Origin of the sequence: Achromobacter sp. ES-001 (genome assembly GCF_019448355.1) — a bacterium.
Taxonomy (GTDB): domain Bacteria; phylum Pseudomonadota; class Gammaproteobacteria; order Burkholderiales; family Burkholderiaceae_B; genus Achromobacter; species Achromobacter spanius_B.
This window is the reverse complement of the sequence record NZ_CP079940.1, coordinates 4,274,582-4,292,935: the sequence shown is the minus strand read 5'-3', so window position 1 is coordinate 4,292,935 and position 18,354 is coordinate 4,274,582. Positions and strand designations below refer to the sequence as shown.

The 18,354-nt window shown below is 65.0% G+C and carries 17 protein-coding genes; 12 read left to right on the top strand and 5 right to left on the bottom strand.

Annotated features, from left to right (window positions below; genetic code table 11):
- Nucleotides 1–62 precede the first annotated feature (62 nt).
- From KYT87_RS19240 to KYT87_RS19220, 5 genes are all read left to right on the top strand, one after another.
- Nucleotides 63–1,361, top strand: a complete 1,299-nt coding sequence (locus tag KYT87_RS19240) for an imelysin family protein (protein WP_104144227.1) — start codon at nucleotides 63–65, stop codon at nucleotides 1,359–1,361.
- Complete coding sequence (locus KYT87_RS19235) at nucleotides 1,358–2,875, top strand: di-heme oxidoredictase family protein (RefSeq protein ID WP_219990601.1); 1,518 nt, start codon at nucleotides 1,358–1,360, stop codon at nucleotides 2,873–2,875. Before KYT87_RS19240 ends, KYT87_RS19235 begins: the two co-directional genes overlap by 4 nt.
- Nucleotides 2,876–3,225: 350 nt before the next feature.
- A complete protein-coding gene (locus KYT87_RS19230; RefSeq protein ID WP_370638780.1) occupies nucleotides 3,226–4,170 on the top strand; it encodes an imelysin family protein in 945 nt (314 codons plus the stop codon).
- Entirely contained in the window at nucleotides 4,160–5,272 is a 1,113-nt protein-coding gene (locus tag KYT87_RS19225) for a DUF1513 domain-containing protein (protein ID WP_219992725.1), read from the top strand. Before KYT87_RS19230 ends, KYT87_RS19225 begins: the two co-directional genes overlap by 11 nt.
- A gap of 108 nt (nucleotides 5,273–5,380) precedes the next feature.
- Complete coding sequence (locus tag KYT87_RS19220) at nucleotides 5,381–6,226, top strand: mechanosensitive ion channel family protein (protein ID WP_046804170.1); 846 nt, start codon at nucleotides 5,381–5,383, stop codon at nucleotides 6,224–6,226.
- A gap of 102 nt (nucleotides 6,227–6,328) precedes the next feature.
- On the opposite strand, the gene KYT87_RS19215 is transcribed toward KYT87_RS19220, so the two are convergent.
- Nucleotides 6,329–7,090 carry an IclR family transcriptional regulator gene (locus KYT87_RS19215; RefSeq protein WP_046804169.1) on the bottom strand — a complete coding sequence of 254 codons (762 nt, stop codon included), beginning with the start codon at nucleotides 7,088–7,090 and terminating at the stop codon, nucleotides 6,329–6,331.
- A gap of 160 nt (nucleotides 7,091–7,250) precedes the next feature.
- Between KYT87_RS19215 and KYT87_RS19210 the strand changes: the two genes are divergently transcribed.
- Nucleotides 7,251–8,240, top strand: a complete 990-nt coding sequence (locus tag KYT87_RS19210; protein WP_046804168.1) for a tripartite tricarboxylate transporter substrate binding protein — start codon at nucleotides 7,251–7,253, stop codon at nucleotides 8,238–8,240.
- Between the two features lie 73 nt (nucleotides 8,241–8,313).
- On the opposite strand, the gene KYT87_RS19205 is transcribed toward KYT87_RS19210, so the two are convergent.
- Nucleotides 8,314–9,105: an RNA methyltransferase gene (locus KYT87_RS19205; protein ID WP_120156397.1), complete on the bottom strand. Its 792-nt coding sequence runs from the start codon at nucleotides 9,103–9,105 to the stop codon at nucleotides 8,314–8,316.
- Nucleotides 9,106–9,236: 131 nt separating this feature from the next.
- On the opposite strand from KYT87_RS19205, the gene KYT87_RS19200 reads away from it, so the two are divergent.
- The 3 genes from KYT87_RS19200 (at nucleotide 9,237) to KYT87_RS19190 (ending at nucleotide 12,682) form a co-directional block, all read left to right on the top strand.
- A complete protein-coding gene (locus KYT87_RS19200; protein WP_046804166.1) occupies nucleotides 9,237–10,022 on the top strand; it encodes an inositol monophosphatase family protein in 786 nt (261 codons plus the stop codon).
- 191 nt (nucleotides 10,023–10,213) lie between these two features.
- Nucleotides 10,214–11,800: a TerC family protein gene (locus KYT87_RS19195; RefSeq protein WP_046804165.1), complete on the top strand. Its 1,587-nt coding sequence runs from the start codon at nucleotides 10,214–10,216 to the stop codon at nucleotides 11,798–11,800.
- Between the two features lie 18 nt (nucleotides 11,801–11,818).
- On the top strand, nucleotides 11,819–12,682 hold the full coding sequence (locus KYT87_RS19190) for an undecaprenyl-diphosphate phosphatase (protein ID WP_046804164.1): 864 nt from the start codon (nucleotides 11,819–11,821) through the stop codon (nucleotides 12,680–12,682).
- A 107-nt stretch (nucleotides 12,683–12,789) separates the two neighbouring features.
- On the opposite strand, the gene KYT87_RS19185 is transcribed toward KYT87_RS19190, so the two are convergent.
- The 3 genes from KYT87_RS19185 to KYT87_RS19175 all read right to left on the bottom strand — a co-directional run bounded on the left by KYT87_RS19185 (nucleotide 12,790) and on the right by KYT87_RS19175 (nucleotide 14,883).
- Complete coding sequence (locus KYT87_RS19185; protein WP_219990600.1) at nucleotides 12,790–13,563, bottom strand: UDP-2,3-diacylglucosamine diphosphatase; 774 nt, start codon at nucleotides 13,561–13,563, stop codon at nucleotides 12,790–12,792.
- Complete coding sequence (locus KYT87_RS19180) at nucleotides 13,556–14,065, bottom strand: peptidylprolyl isomerase (protein WP_006225507.1); 510 nt, start codon at nucleotides 14,063–14,065, stop codon at nucleotides 13,556–13,558. The genes KYT87_RS19185 and KYT87_RS19180 overlap by 8 nt, the downstream gene beginning before the upstream one ends.
- Nucleotides 14,066–14,199: 134 nt before the next feature.
- Nucleotides 14,200–14,883, bottom strand: a complete 684-nt coding sequence (locus KYT87_RS19175) for a tetratricopeptide repeat protein (RefSeq protein WP_046804161.1) — start codon at nucleotides 14,881–14,883, stop codon at nucleotides 14,200–14,202.
- Nucleotides 14,884–15,215: 332 nt separating this feature from the next.
- On the opposite strand from KYT87_RS19175, the gene cysS reads away from it, so the two are divergent.
- From cysS to KYT87_RS19160, 3 genes are read left to right on the top strand one after another with little or no spacing between them, the layout of a single operon-like run.
- Complete coding sequence (cysS, locus tag KYT87_RS19170) at nucleotides 15,216–16,670, top strand: cysteine--tRNA ligase (RefSeq protein ID WP_219990599.1); 1,455 nt, start codon at nucleotides 15,216–15,218, stop codon at nucleotides 16,668–16,670.
- A 20-nt stretch (nucleotides 16,671–16,690) separates the two neighbouring features.
- Complete coding sequence (locus KYT87_RS19165; protein WP_104144233.1) at nucleotides 16,691–17,335, top strand: DNA-3-methyladenine glycosylase; 645 nt, start codon at nucleotides 16,691–16,693, stop codon at nucleotides 17,333–17,335.
- A 36-nt stretch (nucleotides 17,336–17,371) separates the two neighbouring features.
- Nucleotides 17,372–18,337, top strand: coding sequence for an acetyl-CoA carboxylase carboxyltransferase subunit alpha (locus tag KYT87_RS19160; protein ID WP_046804158.1), 966 nt, complete (start codon nucleotides 17,372–17,374; stop codon nucleotides 18,335–18,337).
- Nucleotides 18,338–18,354: the final 17 nt, after the last annotated feature.

The following is an 18,354-nucleotide window of genomic DNA, read 5'->3' as shown; positions in this document are numbered from 1 at the left end:
AAATTGAAGTCGGAACGGCCCGCCGCGGGGGCGGACACCGTTCGAGTCACGGGAGAAAGTCGATGCGCAAGTTGTTGTTGGGGGCGGTGTTGGCCGCAGCGGTATTCGGGGGAACGGCCCACGCGGCGGCGGAACCCCGTGCTGTCGTCGCCACCTATTCGGATCTGGCGCTGGCGGGCTATGAAGATTCGCTGGCCGCCGCCAAGACGCTGCGCTCTGCCATCAACGCGCTGATCGCCAAGCCCAGCCCCGACACGCTGAAGGCCGCCCGCGAAGCTTGGCTGGCCGCGCGCGTGCCCTACCAGCAGACCGAGGCGTATCGCTTCGGCAACCCCATCGTCGATGACTGGGAAGGCCGCGTGAATGCCTGGCCGCTGGACGAAGGCCTGATCGACTATGTGGATGCCTCGTACGGCACCGACAACGACGAAAACGCCTACTACGCCGTCAACGTCATCGCCAATTCAAAGATTTCGGTCGGCGGCAAGACGGTGGACGTCAGCAAGATCACGCCGCAGCTGTTGTCCGAAGTGCTGCACGAAGCCGACGGCAACGAAGCCAACGTGGCCACCGGCTATCACGCCATCGAATTCCTGCTGTGGGGCCAGGACCTGAACGGCACCGGCCCGGCGCCGGCGGACCGCAAGGGCACGCCGCAAGAACGCCATTCGGGCAACCGCCCGCATACCGACTTCGACACCAAGCAATGCACGGGCGGCCACTGCGAACGCCGCGTGCAATTCCTGAAGGCCGTGACCGACCTGCTGGTGACCGACCTGGAAGAAATGGTCGGCAACTGGAAGAAGGACGGCGCGGCGCGCAAGGCCGTGGAAGAAGATCCCAAGGCGGGCCTGATCGCCATGCTGACGGGCCTGGGCAGCTTGTCGTACGGCGAATTGGCCGGCGAACGCATGAAGCTGGGCCTGATGCTGCACGACCCCGAAGAAGAGCACGATTGCTTCTCGGACAACACCCACAATTCGCACTACTACGACCAGATCGGTATCCGTAACGTCTACCTGGGCACCTACACCCGCATCGACGGCAAGCAGGTCACGGGCGCCAGCCTGTCTGAGCTGGTCAAGGCGCGCGATCCCAAGCTGGACGCCGAAGTGCGCGCCAAGCTGGACGCCACCGTGGCGGCCATGCAGGCCATGAAGACGCGCGCCGAAACGGTCGAAACCTATGACCAGATGATTGCGGACGGCAATAAGGAAGGCAACGCCGTGGTGCAGGCCGCCATCGACGGCCTGGTGGACCAGACCCGCAGCCTGGAACGCGTGATCACGTTGCTTGAGCTTGGCAAGGTAGCCATCGAAGGTTCCGACAGCCTGGATAAACCTGACGCCGTATTCAAGTGAAACTCGTTCTAGCCGCCGTACTGGCGGCGTCGGCCTGCGCCGGCGCCGCCGCTGCCACCGAAGTTACTGCCGGGCGTGACGACTTAACGCCCGAAGACCAAAAACGCGTCACCGCCATCACCGCGCCCACGCGCGATTTCTCCAAGGTTGAAACCTTCGAGACCATGCAGGCCGGGGCGGCGACCACCAATAAACTGATCAACGCCGATATCTTTTCCCAGCCCTCGGCCAACATGAGCTTCGAGGGCCGCCAGGAATTTCAGGTGGGCAACGGCCTGTTCCGCAAGGACTGGGTGTCGGCGCCGGCATCGACGCAGGCCTCCGACGGCCTGGGGCCGCTGTTTAACGCGCGCTCGTGCCAGGCCTGTCACACGAAGGACGGGCGTGGCACCGTGCCAGGCTTCGACCCCCTGGAACGCACCGACGCCGTGGCGCTGCTGTTGCGCCTTGCGGTGCCGCGCGGCCCCGACCGTGGTCATCCGACGCTGGCGCCGGGCGAATTGGCCGAGTTGCCCGAACCCGTCTACGGCGTGCAATTGCAGAATTTCGCGGTGGCGGGGCTGCCGGCCGAAGGCCGCATGGAAATCGAATACGCGCCCATCGCGGTGGCATTGAACGGCGGCGAGACGGCCACGTTGATGAAGCCCACGTATCGCATCGAAAACCCGGGTTATGGCCCCCTGCGCGCCGACACGCAGATTTCGCCGCGCCTGGCGCCGCCCATGATCGGGTTGGGCTTGCTGGAATCCATACACGAAGCCGACATCCTGGCCAACGTGGGCGCGGACAAGCGCGACGGCATCGTGGGCAAGCCGAATTGGGTGACCGACGCGCGCAGCGGCAAGCGCGTGCTGGGCCGCTTCAATCTGAAGGCGGGCCAGCCCACCGTTGAACAGCAGAGCGCCGCCGCGTTCTCCAACGACATGGGTTTGTCCACGCCGCTGTTCCCGAAGCATTCGGGCGACTGCACGCCCGCGCAGAAGCAGTGCCTGGATATGCCGCATGGCGCGCAGCCGCGCTTTGGTCCGGAAGAGGTGCCGGCAAAACTGATGGACTTCGTGACCATCTATTCCACCAACCTGGCGGTGCCGCAGCGCCGCGACGCCGACGACGCGCGCGTGCTGGCCGGCAAGAAGCTGTTCTACGAAGCCAACTGCGTGGCGTGTCACGTGCCCAAGTACGTGACCAGCCGCAACGCCAAGCAGCCGGAACACCGGTTTCAACTGATCTGGCCGTACACCGACATGCTGGTGCACGACATGGGCGATGACCTGGCCGATGGCGTGTCCGACGGCCAGGCCACCGGCCGCGAGTGGCGCACGCCGCCGCTGTGGGGCATCGGCCTGACCAAGACCGTGAATCCCACGGCGACGTGGCTGCACGACGGGCGCGCCCGGACGCTGCTGGAAGCGGTGCTGTGGCATGGCGGCGCGGGCAAACCCGCGCGCGATCGCGTCGTGGCGATGACGCCGGACGAACGCGCTGATCTGATTCGTTTCCTGGAGTCGTTGTGATGGCATCTATGACGCAAGCGGGGGTTAAGGCTGCGCGGGGCAGGGCGATTGCGTGGAATGCTCCGGTGACGAAGAGCGCCGCATGGAAGTCCACCGCATTGAAGCCCACCGCGCTGAAGGTCACGGCGCTGAACACTCTCGCAGTGAAGGTCGCCGCTTTGAAGGCCCCTGCATTGAAGCCCCCTGCATTGAAGCCCACCGCGCTGAACGCCTTTGCATTGAAATCCTTGGCATCGAAGGCCACCCTGGCGGCCGCGCTGCTGGCCGTGCCGCTGGCCGTGCAGGCGCAACTTTCCCCGGACCTGGGCGAGCGGCTGGCACGCGACTATGCCCGCCCGGCCGTCAGCAAGATGGTGGATGCCGCCGCCGCGCTGGATGGCGCGCTGGGCGGCTGGTGCGCCAAGCCGGATGCCGCCGGTGCCACGCGCGTGGCCGACGCCTATACACAGTTGGCGCTGGCGTGGTCCGGCGTCGAGATTCTGCGTTTTGGCCCGCTGGTGCAAGCCAACCGCTTTGAACGGCTGGCGTTCTGGCCCGACACGCGCGGCGTCATGCCGCGCCAGGTGCAGCAGTTGATCGCCGCGCAAGACGCCGCCTTGCTCGCGCCCGGCGCGCTGGCCGGCCGCAGCGTGGCGGTGCAGGGACTGCCCGCGCTGGAATACGTGCTGTACGGCGACCCCGCGCTGCTCAAGCAGACCGGCGCGCCGACCTTTGCCTACGCCTGCGGCTATGCCCGCGCGGTGGCCGCCAACGTTACGACGATATCGCGCGATGTGGCCCAGGCCTGGAGCCCGCAAGGCGAGTTCGGCCGCCAGTTCGCCAAGCCGCAAGCCGGCAACGACCTGTACCGCGACCCCCAGGAAATTGCCGCCGAAGCCATGAAGGCCTTGTCGACCGGTTTGCAGTTTGCCCGCGACGTGAAGATCCTGCCGGTGTTGGGCGAGTCTCCCGACGCCGCGCGGCCCAAGCGCGCCGCGTTCTGGCGCAGCGGCATGTCCACGCGCTTGCTGGCGGCGAATCTGGATGGCTTGAGGGCGTTCTATCAGGCGGGCGCCTATGCCTTGCCCGCCGGCAGCGAGTGGATGGATGTGTCCGTGCGCGGCGAATTGCAGTCCGCCGCCCAGACCTTGCAAGCCGTGCCCGCCCCGCTGGACGCCGCGCTGCAAGACGAAGAAGGGCGCCGCTTGTTGCTGTTGGCCTCGCTGACCATCCAGAACGCCAAGGCCATCGTCGACCAGGATCTGGCCCCGGCGCTGGGTGTCACCATCGGGTTCAATGCGCTTGATGGTGATTGACCGCCGCCGCTTCCTGATGCTGGCCACGGCGCTGGGCTTGTCGCCCACCGCCGCGCGGGCGGTGCTGCCCGCCGATGGCGGCGCGCTGTATCTCAGCGCACGCAAGCGCGGCGGCCGCGACGAAGCCGTGTTGCTGGACGAGGCCGGGCACGACCGTCTGGTGGTGCCGATGCCCGCGCGCGGCCATAGCTTTGCCATCGACGCCGTGCGCCAGCGCGCGGTGGTGTTCGGCCGCCAGCCGGGCTTTTTTGCCGTGGCGTTTTCGTTGCGTGACAAGGGCCAGCCGCAGGCCTTGCCTGTGCCGGACGAACGCCATTTTTTCGGACATGGCGCGTTTATTGATGGCGGGCGCCTGTTGGCCGCCACGGAAAACGACTTCGACGGCGGGCGCGGTGTACTGGGCATCTACGATGCCTCGCCGGGCGGCGCGTGGCGCCGAATCGGCGAATTCGATTCGGCCGGAATCGGTCCGCACGAAGTCGTATTGATGCCGGACGGCAAGACGCTGTGCGTCGCCAACGGCGGCATCCTGACGCATCCCGATTACGGCAAGCTGGAACTGAACCTGGACACGATGCGGCCATCGCTGGCCTATATCGACGCGGCCAGTGGCCGGTTGCTTGAAAAGGTGGAGTTGCCGCCCACGCTGCATCGCTTGTCGATCCGGCATCTGGCGCTGGCGGCCGACGGCTGCGTGTGGTTCGGCTGCCAGTACATGGGGCCGGCATCGGATCGGCCCGCGCTGGTCGGGCGGCATCGGCGCGGCGCGCAGCTGGAACTGTTCGAGGGGCCGGCCGAGACGCTGCGCAATATGCGCAACTACGTCGGGTCGGTCACGGTGGATGCGGCGGGCGGCGTCATCGCCACGTCCAGCCCGGTGGGCGGGCAGGTGATGTATTGGGACGCGGCCAGCGGCCGCTGCCTGGGCACGACGCCATTGGCCGACGGGTGCGGCGTGGCGCCCGCGCCCGAAACCGGGTTTCTGATCAGCAGCGGCCTGGGCGCCATGCTGCGTGCCGATGCCACGGGTTACCAGGCACCGGTGCTGCCGCCTTCGCGCGAGCTGTCCTGGGACAACCACTTCCGCGTCGTCAAAGCCTGACACTGCGCACGGCACTTACAAAGCTTGACATAGCAAGCCCGCGCCGCGCCCCTTTGCGTCGGCGTCATCTGATACAGTTTTCGGTTGTTATTTTTTGTGGAAAATTCCATGGAAGACGCCTTGAACGAATTCCACGCCTGGGCCCCCAGGCTGGTTGATATGGGCATCAATCTGTCGGTGGCCCTGCTGATCCTGATCATCGGCTGGTGGGTGTCGTCGCTGCTGGGCAGTTGGGTGCGACGTGCGGCAACGCGATCCAGCAAGATCGACCCGACCATCGTGCCGATGTTCTACAGCACGGTCGTGTGGGCCGTGCGCATCTTTACCGTCATCGCCGTGCTGGCGCGGTTTGGCGTGCAGACGGCCAGCTTGATCGCCGTGTTGGGCGCCGCCGGTCTGGCTGTGGGCCTGGCGCTGCAAGGCACGCTGCAAAACATCGCGGCCGGCATCATGCTGCTGATCTTGCGCCCCATCCGCGCGGGCGAATACATCGCCCTGAGCTCCGGCGCTGACGGCACGGTGGCCGAAGTGGGCTTGTTCCTGACGCGGCTGGTGCAAGGCGACGGCATCCACCTGACGCTGCCCAACAGCACCGTCTGGAACGCCACCATCACCAACTACAGCCGCAACAAAACGCGCCGCCTCGATATCCCGGTGCCGGTGCGCTATGGCGACGACCTGGATCAGGTGATGAACAAGCTCAAGGAAATCGTCGCCGCGCGCCCGGATGCGCTGATGGATCCGGAGCCGCAGATCAAGGTGTTTGAGTACAAGGAAAGCGGCGTCATCGTGAACGTGCGCGTGTGGGCGGAATCCAGCAAGTATTGGGATCTGCGCTGGGGCCTGTACCAGGAAATCCGCACCTCGCTGGAAGCGGCCGGCTTTCAGCCGCCGATTCCGCTGCGCGAAATCCAGAACCCCAAGACTGCCGGCAAGGCTGACGCGGCCACCTGATGGTCGCCAGCTTGTCGAGCATGCAAACGGGCGCCTTCGGGCGCCCGTTGTTTCATGCGGCCAAGAAGGCGTCCGCCATCTGGTCCACCCTCTGGTTCGCCATCAAGCCTGCATCGCCAGCCGCGCCAGTTCCGATTTGATCCAGCCCGCGATCTCGCGCTGACGCTGGGCCGGCATGCGGTCGATGATGGCCGTGACACTGACGGCCAGCAGCGGCGAGCCGTGCGAATCCAGCAGCGCGCAGCCCACGCCCAGCGCGCCACGTACCGCATGGTTGCCCACCACGGAATAGCCGCGCGCGCGGGTGTTGTCGATCAGCCGGTACATTTCCTGCGGCGTCATGCCGCCGTATTCGTCCAGCCGACCCGAATTGCGGTCGACGATGCCGCGTGCGATGTCGTCCGGCAGCGCGGCCAGCAGCGCCATGCCGCCTGAGCCCACGCCCAGCGGCTGGCGCTTGCCGGCGTAGGTGGCCAGGATCTGCACCGGATAGCTGCCGATCTCGCGATGCAGGCTGATGGAATCATCATCGTCGCGCACCACCAGGAACACGGCGTCGCCCGTGCGGTCCGCCAGGCGGCGCAGCACGGGCAGCAGCTGACGCACGCGCGGATCGCGCGAGCGGGTGTCGGGGTCCACGGCCAGCTGGGCGCGATATTTCTTGGTGCCCGTCACGGGCAGCACCAAGCCGGCGTCCAGCAGGGCGGCCAACAGGCGGTAGATGGTGGGGCGCTGTATGCCCGTCAAGCGGGCGATATCGGTCACGCTGAGGCCGTCGGGCCCTTGGTCGCGCAGGGCGGCCAGCACGGCAAGTCCGCGCCGCAACGTACGTGGGCCTGCGGCCGCGGCATCACTGTCTTGCATGCAAATCTCTGAAAACTTAGGGTTATTGCGGAACGGTCAAGGGAAAACCATTGTCCGTAGCGTGGACTCTACCTTGATGCAACCGTCGTGTATAGCTCAAAATGCGTCATCAAATAATTCGAATCGTCCATCTAATGGACAGTACCTGCACGGAGACACTATGACTACAGGTCAAAAGCCTGGCCTGCGGCGTTTTGCCGCCACCCTTCTGGCTACCGCCGCAAGCGCGTTCGCAATGGGTTCCGCCCATGCCGCATACCCTGACAAACCCGTCCGCATCGTGGTCGGATTTTCCGCCGGTGGTACCACCGACGTGATCGCCCGCATCATGGCCAAGGAACTGACCGAGGCCCTGGGCCAGTCGTTCGTGGTTGAAAACAAGCCGGGCGCCGGCAGCAACATCGCCACCGACCAGGTGCAGCGCGCCGCCCCGGATGGCTACACGCTGCTGTTCGTGGCCGTCACCAGCGCCATCAACCAGACGCTGTACAAGAACGTCACGTTCGATCTGACCAAGGACTTCGCCCCGGTCGCCCTGGGCGCCAAAGTGCCCAACATTCTGGTCGTGAACCCGGAAGTGCCGGTCAAGTCGGTCAAGGAACTGGTCGATTACGCCAAGAAGAACCCGGGCAAGCTGGCTTTTGCCTCGTCGGGCAGCGGCACCTCCATCCACATGGCGGGCGAGCTGTTCAAGATGAAGGCGGGCATTGACGTGCTGCACGTGCCCTACAAGGGCAGCGCGCCGGCCATGACCGACCTGATCGGCGGCCAGGTGCAATTCATGTTCGACAACATGCCGTCGGCATGGCCGCACGCCCAATCGGGCAAGCTGCGCGCCCTGGCCGTCACCACCAGCGACCGCTCCAAGAGCGCGCCGGACCTGCCCACCATGAAGGAATCGGGCTTTACCGATTTTGACGTGTCGTCCTGGTTCGGCCTGCTGGCCCCGGCGGGCACGCCGCCGGAAGTGATCAACACGCTGAACGCCGCCATGCAGAAAGCGCTGGACAAGCCTTCCGTGCAGACCAGCTATGAAAAGCTCGGCGCCGTGGGCGTGAAGACCACGCCGGCTGAATTCGGCGCGTTCATCAAGTCGGAAGTCGAAGGCTGGGCCCCGGTGGTCAAGGCCTCGGGCGCCAAGGTGGACTGATAGCGGGACACCCCGGCCAGCACCAGTTGCTGCCGGGGATGTGATCCCAAAGGGATGGGCCTTGCGCCCGTCCCTATTTTTTTGCGCCGCCGTTGCGCCGCGCGGTGGCCAGCATGGCGGTGCAGACGCCGCGCATCATGTCCACTTCGTCGCGCGTCAACGCCGGCCGCGAAAACAGATGGCGCATGCGCGGCATCAACTTCTTCGGGTGCGCCGGGTCCAGGAACTGGACGCCGATCAGCGCTTCTTCCCAATGCGCCAGGAACGCCTGCACGGCCTCGCCCGAAGCGGGCTCGGCGCCGCGCGACGGCTCTTGCGCGGTCGACGCGGGCAACAGCGCCGCGCCTTGTTCCACCAGCAGGGCGTAGCGCAGCTCCCAGGCGGCCAGTTGCAAGGCCTGGGCCACGTTCAGCGAGCTGTATTCCGGGTTGGCGGGAATGTGGCAAATGCGATGGCACAGCGCGATCTGCGCGTTGGTCAGCCCGGCGCGTTCGGTGCCCAGCACCACGGCGGCCACGCCTTCGGCGGTACCGGCCAGATGCGCGCGGGCCAGGTCGGCCGCCTGGCGGATGTCGCAGGGCGGAGGCCCCAGGTCGCGCACCCGCGCGGTCAAGGCAAACGCCATGGTCACGGGCGCCAGCGCTTCTTCCAGCGACGGATAGATGCGCGCGTTTTCCAGCACGTCCAGCGCGCCGCTGGCCAGAGCCACGGCTTCGGGCTGGCTGGTTACATCTGGAAATTTAGGCTCTACCAAGACCAATTCGGAGAAGCCCATTGTCTTGATGGCGCGGGCCGCCGAACCCACGTTTCCGGGGTGGCTGGGGTTCACCATAATGAAGCGAACACGTGAAAATGCTTGAGTCATTTAAAATGGCGCGTTTGGCTTCACGCCTTCCTGGTTTTTTCGGTCGATTTCCCCGTTGGGGCGACGACGATTCGGGGGGGGCGGCAAGTGGCCTATCATCACGCGAACCCACCGCATACGTACGGAATTTTATGCACCCGATGCTCAACATCGCCATCAAGGCGGCCCGGCGTGCCGGCACCATTATCAACCGTGCCAGCATGGATTTGGAACGACTCAGCGTGGCTCGCAAGGGGCCGCGCGATTATGTCACGGAAGTCGATCGCGCCGCCGAGGAGTCCATCGTCGAGACACTGCATGCCGCTTACCCGGACCATGCCGTGCTGGGCGAGGAATTCGGGCTGCAAGGTCCCGACCAGGCTGAATTCCAATGGATCATCGATCCCCTGGACGGCACCACCAACTTCATCCACGGCCTGCCCAACTACGCCGTGTCGATCGCGCTGACCCAGCGCGGCCAAGTCACGCAAGCGGTCATCTATGACCCCTCGCGCAATGAACTGTTCACGGCCAGCCGTGGCAGCGGCACCTTCCTGAACGACCGCCGCGTGCGCGTCTCGGGCCGCACCCGCTACCACGAAGCCCTGTTGGGCGCGCACTGGCCCAACGCCGGCGATCCCGAACAGGGTTCGCAGCGTTTCCGCCATATGGCCGAAAGCGTTACGGGCGTGCGCCGCATGGGTTCCACCGTGCTGGACCTGGCCTACGTGGCCAGCGGCCGCCTGGACGGTTTCTGCGGCGTGGGCCTGAAGCCCTGGGATCTGGCCGCCGGCAGCCTGATGGTGCTGGAAGCCGGTGGCCTGATCGCCGATTTCGACGGCGAACAAGGCTGGATGGACAGCGGCAACGTCCTGGCCGCCACGCCCAAGATCTTCACGCAGTTGCTGACGTCGCTGAACCCGCCGTCCGCCGCCTGATCGCGCGGGCCGATGCGGCCTGCGACAGACCGGCCTTCGGGCCGGTTTTTTTATGGCCCTCGCACGGCGAACACAAGCCATGCACATGGCTGAAAACCATTGGCCATCAGGCAAACGGAGGGCCGTGTGTCACCGGCATGTCACGAATTTTCCATGTACGATTACCGGTCGTGTAACTTCTGGAGCTCCTGATGGAGTGGCTGCTAGACCCCGCAGCGTGGGTCGGCTTGCTTACCCTGGTCGTCCTTGAGATCGTCCTGGGCATTGATAACCTGATTTTCATCGCCATCCTGGCGGACAAGCTGCCCCCTGCGCAACGCGACCGCGCGCGCATCATGGGGTTGAGCCTGGCCCTGATCATGCGGCTTGGCCTTCTGTCCGTCATGTCGTGGCTGGTCACCTTGACCACCCCTTTGTTCACAGTCGGTCCGGTGTCGCCTTCGGGGCGCGACCTGATCCTGATGGTGGGCGGCCTGTTCCTGCTATTCAAAGGCACGATGGAACTGCACGAGCGCCTGGAAGGCGGCCAGCACGCGGGGTCCTCCGGGCCGCGCGTGTACGCCAGCTTCTGGGTGATCGTTACGCAGATCGTGGTGCTGGACGCGGTGTTCTCGCTGGACTCGGTCATCACCGCCGTGGGCATGGTGGATCACCTTGCCATCATGATGATCGCCGTGGTCATTGCCATCGGCATCATGCTGCTGGCCTCCAAGCCGCTGACGCGGTTCGTCAACGCGCACCCGACCGTGGTGGTCCTGTGCCTGGGCTTCTTGCTGATGATCGGCTTTTCGCTGCTGGCCGAAGCCTTTGGCTTCAAGGTGCCCAAGGGCTACCTGTACGCGGCCATTGGTTTCTCGGTAGCCATCGAAGCGCTGAACCAGGTGGCGCGCCGTAACCTGCTCAAGCTGGACGCCCGCCGCCCGATGCGCGAACGTACCGCGTCGGCCGTGCTGCGCATGCTGGGCAAGCGCCCGCCCACCAGCGACGAAGCCGACCTGCCCAATGCCGACGGCCCGGCCATCCCGGCGTTCGGCGTGGAAGAACGCAACATGGTCAGCGGCGTGCTGACGCTGGCCGAACGTTCCATCCGGTCGATCATGACGCCGCGCACGGATGTGTCCTGGGTCAATATCGACGACGACCCGGAACTGATCCGCCGCCAGTTGACCGAGGCGCCGCACAGCTTTTTCCCGGTGTGCCGGGGGTCGCTGGACGAAGTGCTGGGCATCGCGCGGGCCAAGGACCTGGTCGCCGACCTGATCACCGAAGGCCGCGTGCGCCGCAACCGGCTGCGCGATCCCATCATCGTGCACGAGTCGATCGGCATCCTGCGGTTGATGGACACGCTGAAGCGTTCGCGCGGGCAGCTGGTGCTGGTGGCCGATGAATTCGGCGCCATCGAAGGGCTGGTTACCCCCATCGACGTGTTCGAGGCCATCGCCGGTGAATTCCCCGACGAAGACGAACTGCCCGACATCGTGGCCGACGGCGACAACACCTGGAAGATCGACGGCGCGGCCGACCTGCACCACGTCGAACAGGTGCTGGAAACCGAAGGGCTGGTCGACGAGGCCCAAGACTTTTCCACCCTTGCAGGCTACCTGCTGTCACGCTTTGGCCACCTGCCCAAGCCCGGCGATGTCTGCGAACACGAAGCCCATCACCAGCGCTTCCGCTTCGAGGTGCTGGAAATGGACGGCCGCCGGATCGCGCTGGTGCGCGTTGAAAAGCGGCCACAGGAAATGCTGTCGGACGAAGCCCCGCTGGCCAACGATTAACCGGAACCCCTACCTATCGTGACTGACAACGCGCTCTATCTGATCAAGGCCTTCATTCTTGGCATTCTTGAAGGCCTGACCGAGTTCATCCCCGTGTCCAGCACCGGCCACCTGATCCTGGTGGGCGACTGGATCAACTTTCAGTCCGGCGATGGCAAGGTGTTCGAAGTGGTCATCCAGCTGGGCTCGATCCTGGCGGTGATGTGGGTGTTCCGCGCGCGGCTGATGCAGCTGATCCGGGGCACCTTGACCGGCGTGGCCAGCGAGGTGGCCTTCACCCGCAACCTGATCATCGCGTTTCTGCCCGCCGCGGTCATCGGCGCCATCTTCATCAAGACCATCAAGTCGGTGTTCTATCACCCCGGCGTGGTGGTGGTGACGCTGGTGGTGGGCGGCCTGATCATGCTGTACGTGGAACGCCGAACGCATCACACGCCGGGCGACGCGCCGGGCGCCGCCGACGACACGGCGTCCGACGAGCGGGCATCGGCGCACACGCTGGAACAGATCACCTGGAAGCAGGCGCTGGGCGTGGGCGTGGCGCAGTGCTTTGCCATGATCCCGGGCACGTCGCGGTCGGGCGCCACCATCATCGGCGGCATGATCGCCGGCATCCAGCGCAAGACGGCCACGGAGTTCTCGTTCTTCCTGGCCATGCCGACGATGCTGGGCGCGGCCGTTTTCGATATGTACAAGAACTTCGGCCTGCTGACCCAGCACGACCTGTCCGGCATCGCCGTGGGCTTCATCGCGGCGTTCCTGAGCGCGATGGTGGTGGTGCGCGCGGTGCTGCGCTTTGTGGCCAACCATACGTACCGCGTGTTTGCCTGGTATCGCATCGTGTTCGGCGCGGTGGTCGCCGCGTGGATCTTCACGCGCTAGTCCCTTTCAATCGCGCATAAAAAATGGCCTCGCGGTTGCGAGGCCATTTTCATGGTGCGGCCGTTGCCGGCGTTGCACAGCGTTCGGCTTTGTCCTGAGTCTTACTCTTACGATTCCGTTTCCAGGTCGTAGAACGTCAGCCCATCGCTATCGATGATCAGCCAGCCACCGCGCGGGGGCGACACGTGGTCGCAATCCCAGTCGGGCAGCACCCAGCGTTCACGCTTCTTGCCGTCCACGTCCAGCACGTGACGCGCCGGGCGATGCGTGTGGCCATGGACCAGTACGGGCACGCCGCTGTCGCGGAAGATCGCCTCGATGGCGGCGGCATTGACGTCCATGATTTCCATGGACTTCGTCTGGTTGGCTGCCTGGCTTTCGCCGCGAGCCTGCTGCGCCATCGCCAGGCGCTCGGGGATGGTCTTGGCCAGGAACTCGGCCTGCCACTGCGGATTGCGGACCATCTTGCGGAACTGCTGATACGCGGCGTCGTCCGTACAGAACTCGTCGCCGTGCGTCAGCAGCACCGGGCCGGCATCCGTTTGCAGCAGGGCGGGCTCGGGCAAGAGCTTGGCGCCCACCGCCGTCGCCAATTCTTCCCCGATGAGGAAGTCGCGGTTGCCGCGCCCCAGCCATACCGGAATGCGTGCGCTGGTGTCGCGCAGCGCCGTCAGCACCGTGGCAAGCCACGGCGGTGCGGCGCGGATCACGTCATCGCCGATCCAGGCGTCAAAGATGTCGCCCGGCAGCAGCAACGCGGCAGCTTCCTGCCGCGCGGCCTCCAGAAACGCCAGGAATGCCTCGGAGGTGGCCGGCGTGGCCGGCCCCAAGTGCAGGTCGGACGCCAGCCAGATCGGGCCGGGCAGGGCAATCTTATTCAAGAATCTCGGCCTTCTCGATGATCACGTCTTCGTTGGGCACGTTCTGGTGGAAGCCCTTGTTGCCGGTCTTCACTCCCTTGATCTTTTCGACCACGTCGGTGCCTTCGGTGATGGTGCCGAACACAGCGTAGCCCCAGCCGTTCGGCGTGGGCGACGTGAAGTTCAGGAAATCATTGTTGGACACGTTGATGAAGAACTGCGCGGTGGCCGAGTGCGGGTCGCTGGTGCGGGCCATCGCCAGGGTGTACTTGTCGTTCTTCAAACCGTTGTTGGCTTCGTTTTCGATCGGGGCATGCGTTTGCTTTTGCTTCATGCCGGGTTCGAAGCCGCCGCCCTGGATCATGAAACCGTCGATCACGCGGTGAAACACCGTGCCGTTGTAGAAGCCTTCCTTGACGTAGGTCAGGAAATTCTCGACGGTCTTGGGCGCCTTGGCGGCATCCAGGGTGATGACCATATCGCCTTGGTTCGTAACAAGCTTGACGCGCGGGTTGGTGCTCATGGCTTTTGTGCCTTCAGAAGTAGTGGTGGTGGAGGAGGCCGCTGGGGCGGCGCTGACAAGCGCTGGGGCAAATGCGGCCAGCGCGAACGAGCACGCCGTCAGGCGCAGCAGGTGGAAGGGTGAGTAACGGGACATCATTTGCCTTGTTTATCCTTCAGCATGGTTTCGACTTCACGGGCCTTCTCCTGCATGCCGGGCACGCCATCGCTGGCGGCCTTCTTGTAAGTGCGCAGGGCCTGTAGAAGTTGCAGATCGCCCAGGTTGGCTCGGGCGGCGGCGTAGCCGGGGTCAGCGCGTAGTGCCATTTGGAGGGCGTCTTGCGCTTTTTCAAGTTCACCGCGGCTGGCATATAGAGCGGCCAGGTTGTTCCAAGGTTCCGGCAACTCGGGGAAACGCGTGGTCATGTCGGTGTAGATGTCGATGGCTTCGCCCGTGCGGTTCAGGGCGGCCAGTGCGCGCGCGTGCTGGAACATCAACTGCACATCGGTGCCGCGTTGGTCCTTGATTTCGGCCTCGCGCTTTTCGATCATCGCCAACGCTTCTTCGTTATCGCCGCGGTTCAGCAGCATTTCGATGCGGTTGGTGATCTGTGAGGGCGACGGCGTCAAGCGCGTGTCGACACCGGGCTTGGCCGCTTCCAGCAGTTTGGCCAGACTGTCCCAGCCGCCTTCGGGGGGGATGGGGTCCAGGGTGGTGCGCGTGGCGTTGGGGCTGGCCCCGCCGCCGCCGGCCATCGACTGGGCAAGGGCGCTACCGGCCGGCGCGCCGGCAAAGGCCAGCGCGAGCAGGGCGACACAAAAACGCGGCTTGATAGTCACGTGGGTATCCGTTAAAAGTCGTGGCCGGGCAGCACTTACGCGTGCGACCGGGCCGCTTGCTATACTTGACGACCGCCATTTTAGCCCCGGTTGCGTTTTTGTTTCGGCAAGAGCTTGAGCTGGAACAGAGATGTCGAGCTGGAGCCCCCCGGCAGGACGCACGGTACCGGGGGTATCAGCGGTACCGGGGGGTATCGAGGGTATCGGCGGTACCGGGGGTATCGGTGATGCCGGTGATACCGGTGATACCGGTGATACCGGCAGTATCGTTCCGCCCCAGCAACTTTTTCCGATTTCGCCGCGGAAAGCAATCAGACCAATACATAAGCGCCATGCTGCAAATCTACAACACGTTATCGCGTACCAAAGAACCGTTCAAACCGGCCCAGGCTGGTCAGGTGCGCATGTACGTGTGTGGCATGACCGTGTACGACTTCTGCCATCTGGGCCATGCCCGCATGCTGGTGTCGTTTGACGTCGTGCAGCGTTGGCTGCGCGCCAGCGGTCTGGCCGTGAACTACGTGCGCAATATCACCGACATCGATGACAAGATCATCCGTCGCGCCGTGGAAACCGGCCGCCGTATCGGCGAGGTGACCGAGTTCTATATTGCCGCCATGCATGCCGACGAGCGCGCGCTGGGTGTTCAATCGCCCGACCGCGAGCCGCGCGCCACGCAATACGTGGGCGACATGCTGGACATCATCGGCAAGCTGGAGCAGAACGGCCTGGCCTACCAGGCCGACGACGGCGACGTGAACTACGCCGTGCGTGGCTTTGCCGGTTACGGCAAGCTGTCCGGCAAGACGCTGGACGACCTGCGCGCCGGCGAACGCGTGGCGGTGGGCTCGGCCAAGCGCGACCCGCTGGACTTCGTGCTGTGGAAGTCGGCCAAGGCCGACGAACCCGCCGACACCAAATGGGAATCGCCCTACGGCATGGGCCGCCCCGGCTGGCACATCGAATGCTCGGCCATGAGCCAATCCTTGCTGGGCCTGCCGCTGGATATCCACGGCGGCGGTCCCGACCTGAAATTCCCGCATCACGAAAACGAAATCGCGCAGACCGAAGGCGCGTTCGGTGGCACGCTGGCCAACATCTGGATGCACTGCGGCCCGCTGATGGTGGATTCTGACAAGATGTCCAAATCGTTGGGCAACTTCCGCACCATCCGCCAGACCGTGGCGTTGGGCGACCCGGCGGCGGACGACGCCGACTACCGCGTCAACCCGCGCGAAGCCGAAATGGTGCGCTTCTTCATTGTGCGCAACCACTATCGCAGCTCGCAGAACTACACCCCCGACAACCTGATCGACGCGCAAAACGCACTGGACCGCCTGTACCAGGCCTTGCAGAACGTGCCGGCCGACGACCAGGGCATCGACTGGAACGAGCCGGAGGCCCAGGCCTTCAAGGCGGCCATGGACGATGACTTCAACAGCTCGGGCGCCGTGGCGGCCCTGTTTGAACTGGCCACCGAGGCCAACCGCGACAAAAACGCGCGCAGCGCCGGCCAGTTGAAGGCGCTGGCGTCGATGTTGGGGTTGTTGCAGCAGGACCCGGCAACGTACTTCCAGTCGCCCACGCGCTATTCGGCCGCCGCTATCGAGCAGGGCCCGCGCGCCACGCTGGACGCGGCCGCCATCCAGTCGCTGATCGATGCGCGCGCCGCCGCCAAGGCCGCCCGTGACTTCGCCGAGGCCGACCGCATCCGCGCCGAACTGCGCGAGGCCGGTATCGAACTTGACGACAAGCCGGGTGGCTTGACGCAATGGCGGCGGGCCTGAGCCCAGTGGATACGCCTGATATGTCCACCGCCGATCTCGACATTCCCAAGCCCGACTATTGGGAAGCGGCCGTCGCCCATCTGATGCGGCGCGACCGCATCCTGAAAAAAGTCATCCCGCAGCATCCCGAAGTGTGGCTCACGTCGCGCGGCACGCCGTTCGTGACGCTGGCGCGCGCCATCATCGGGCAGCAGGTGTCCACCAAGGCGGCCGACGCCGCCTGGACCAAATTCATCGAAGCCGTCGGCAAGCGCCCCACGCCCGTGGCCGTACTGCGCGTAGGCGTCGATGGCTTGCGCCGCGCCGGCTTGTCCCAGCGCAAGGCCGAGTACGTGCTGGACCTTGCCGTGCACTTCGGCGAACGCCGGGTCCACCCTGAAAAGTGGGCGGCCATGGACGACGAAGCGGTTATTTCTGAATTGGTCGCCATCCGGGGCATTGGGCGCTGGACGGCGGAGATGTTTTTGATTTTCAATCTACAGCGGCCTGACGTCCTGCCGCTGGATGATCCAGGGTTGCTCAAGGCAATCTCGCTTCACTATTTCAGTGGCGAGCCTGTCTCGCGCTTCGAGGCTCGCGAAGTCTCGCTGGCGTGGCAGCCCTGGCGTACCGTGGCGACCTGGTATCTATGGCGCAGTCTGGAACCGACACCGGTTCAATACTGATGCACACCAGGCAGCCCATCTACGGAACCACACTACATGCGCAATACATTTCTGGAATTTGAACAGCCGCTGGCCGAACTTGAAAACAAGATCGAGCAGCTGCGCTATGTGCAGGCCGATTCTGCGGTAGACATCTCCGACGAGATCGGGCGTCTTCAGCAAAAAAGCCAGACCTTGGCCAAGGAGATCTACGCCAAGCTCACGCCGTGGCAGACGGCGCTTGTCGCCCGCCACCCCCAGCGTCCCTACACGCTGGACTACGTGCGCGAAATGTTCACCGACTTCCATGAACTGCACGGCGACCGCATGTACGCCGACGACCAGTCCATCATCGGCGGCCTGGCGCGCTTCAATGGCACGCCCTGCATGGTCATCGGCCATCAAAAGGGCCGCGACACCAAAGAACGCGCCGCCCGCAACTTCGGCATGCCGCGTCCGGAAGGCTATCGCAAGGCCCTGCGCCTGATGCGCCTGGCTGAAAAGTTCGGCGTTCCCGTGTTCACCTTCGTGGACACCCCCGGCGCATACCCGGGCATCGGCGCCGAAGAACGCGGCCAGTCCGAAGCCATCGGCCACAACCTGTACGCCATGGCCGAACTGAAAGTGCCCGTGATCTGCACGATCATCGGCGAAGGCGGTTCCGGCGGCGCGCTGGCCATTGCCGTGGGCAATGCCGTGCTGATGCTGCAATACGCCACCTACGCCGTGATTTCGCCTGAAGGTTGCGCGTCGATCCTGTGGCGCAGCGCCGACAAGGCGCCCGATGCCGCCGAAGCCCTGGCCATCATCGCGCCGCGCCTGAAAGACCTGGGTCTGGTTGACCGCGTCGTCAACGAACCCGTGGGCGGCGCCCATCGCGACCCGCGCGTCATGGCGCGCTTGCTGCGCCGCGCTCTGGCCGACGCCCTGCGCCAACTGCAAGGCATGACGCCCGAACAGCTCGTAGAGCAGCGTGTGCAACGCCTGCTGTCCTACGGCGCTTATACGGAAGTGCGCGCGTAGCCCTGGCAAAGGCGCCG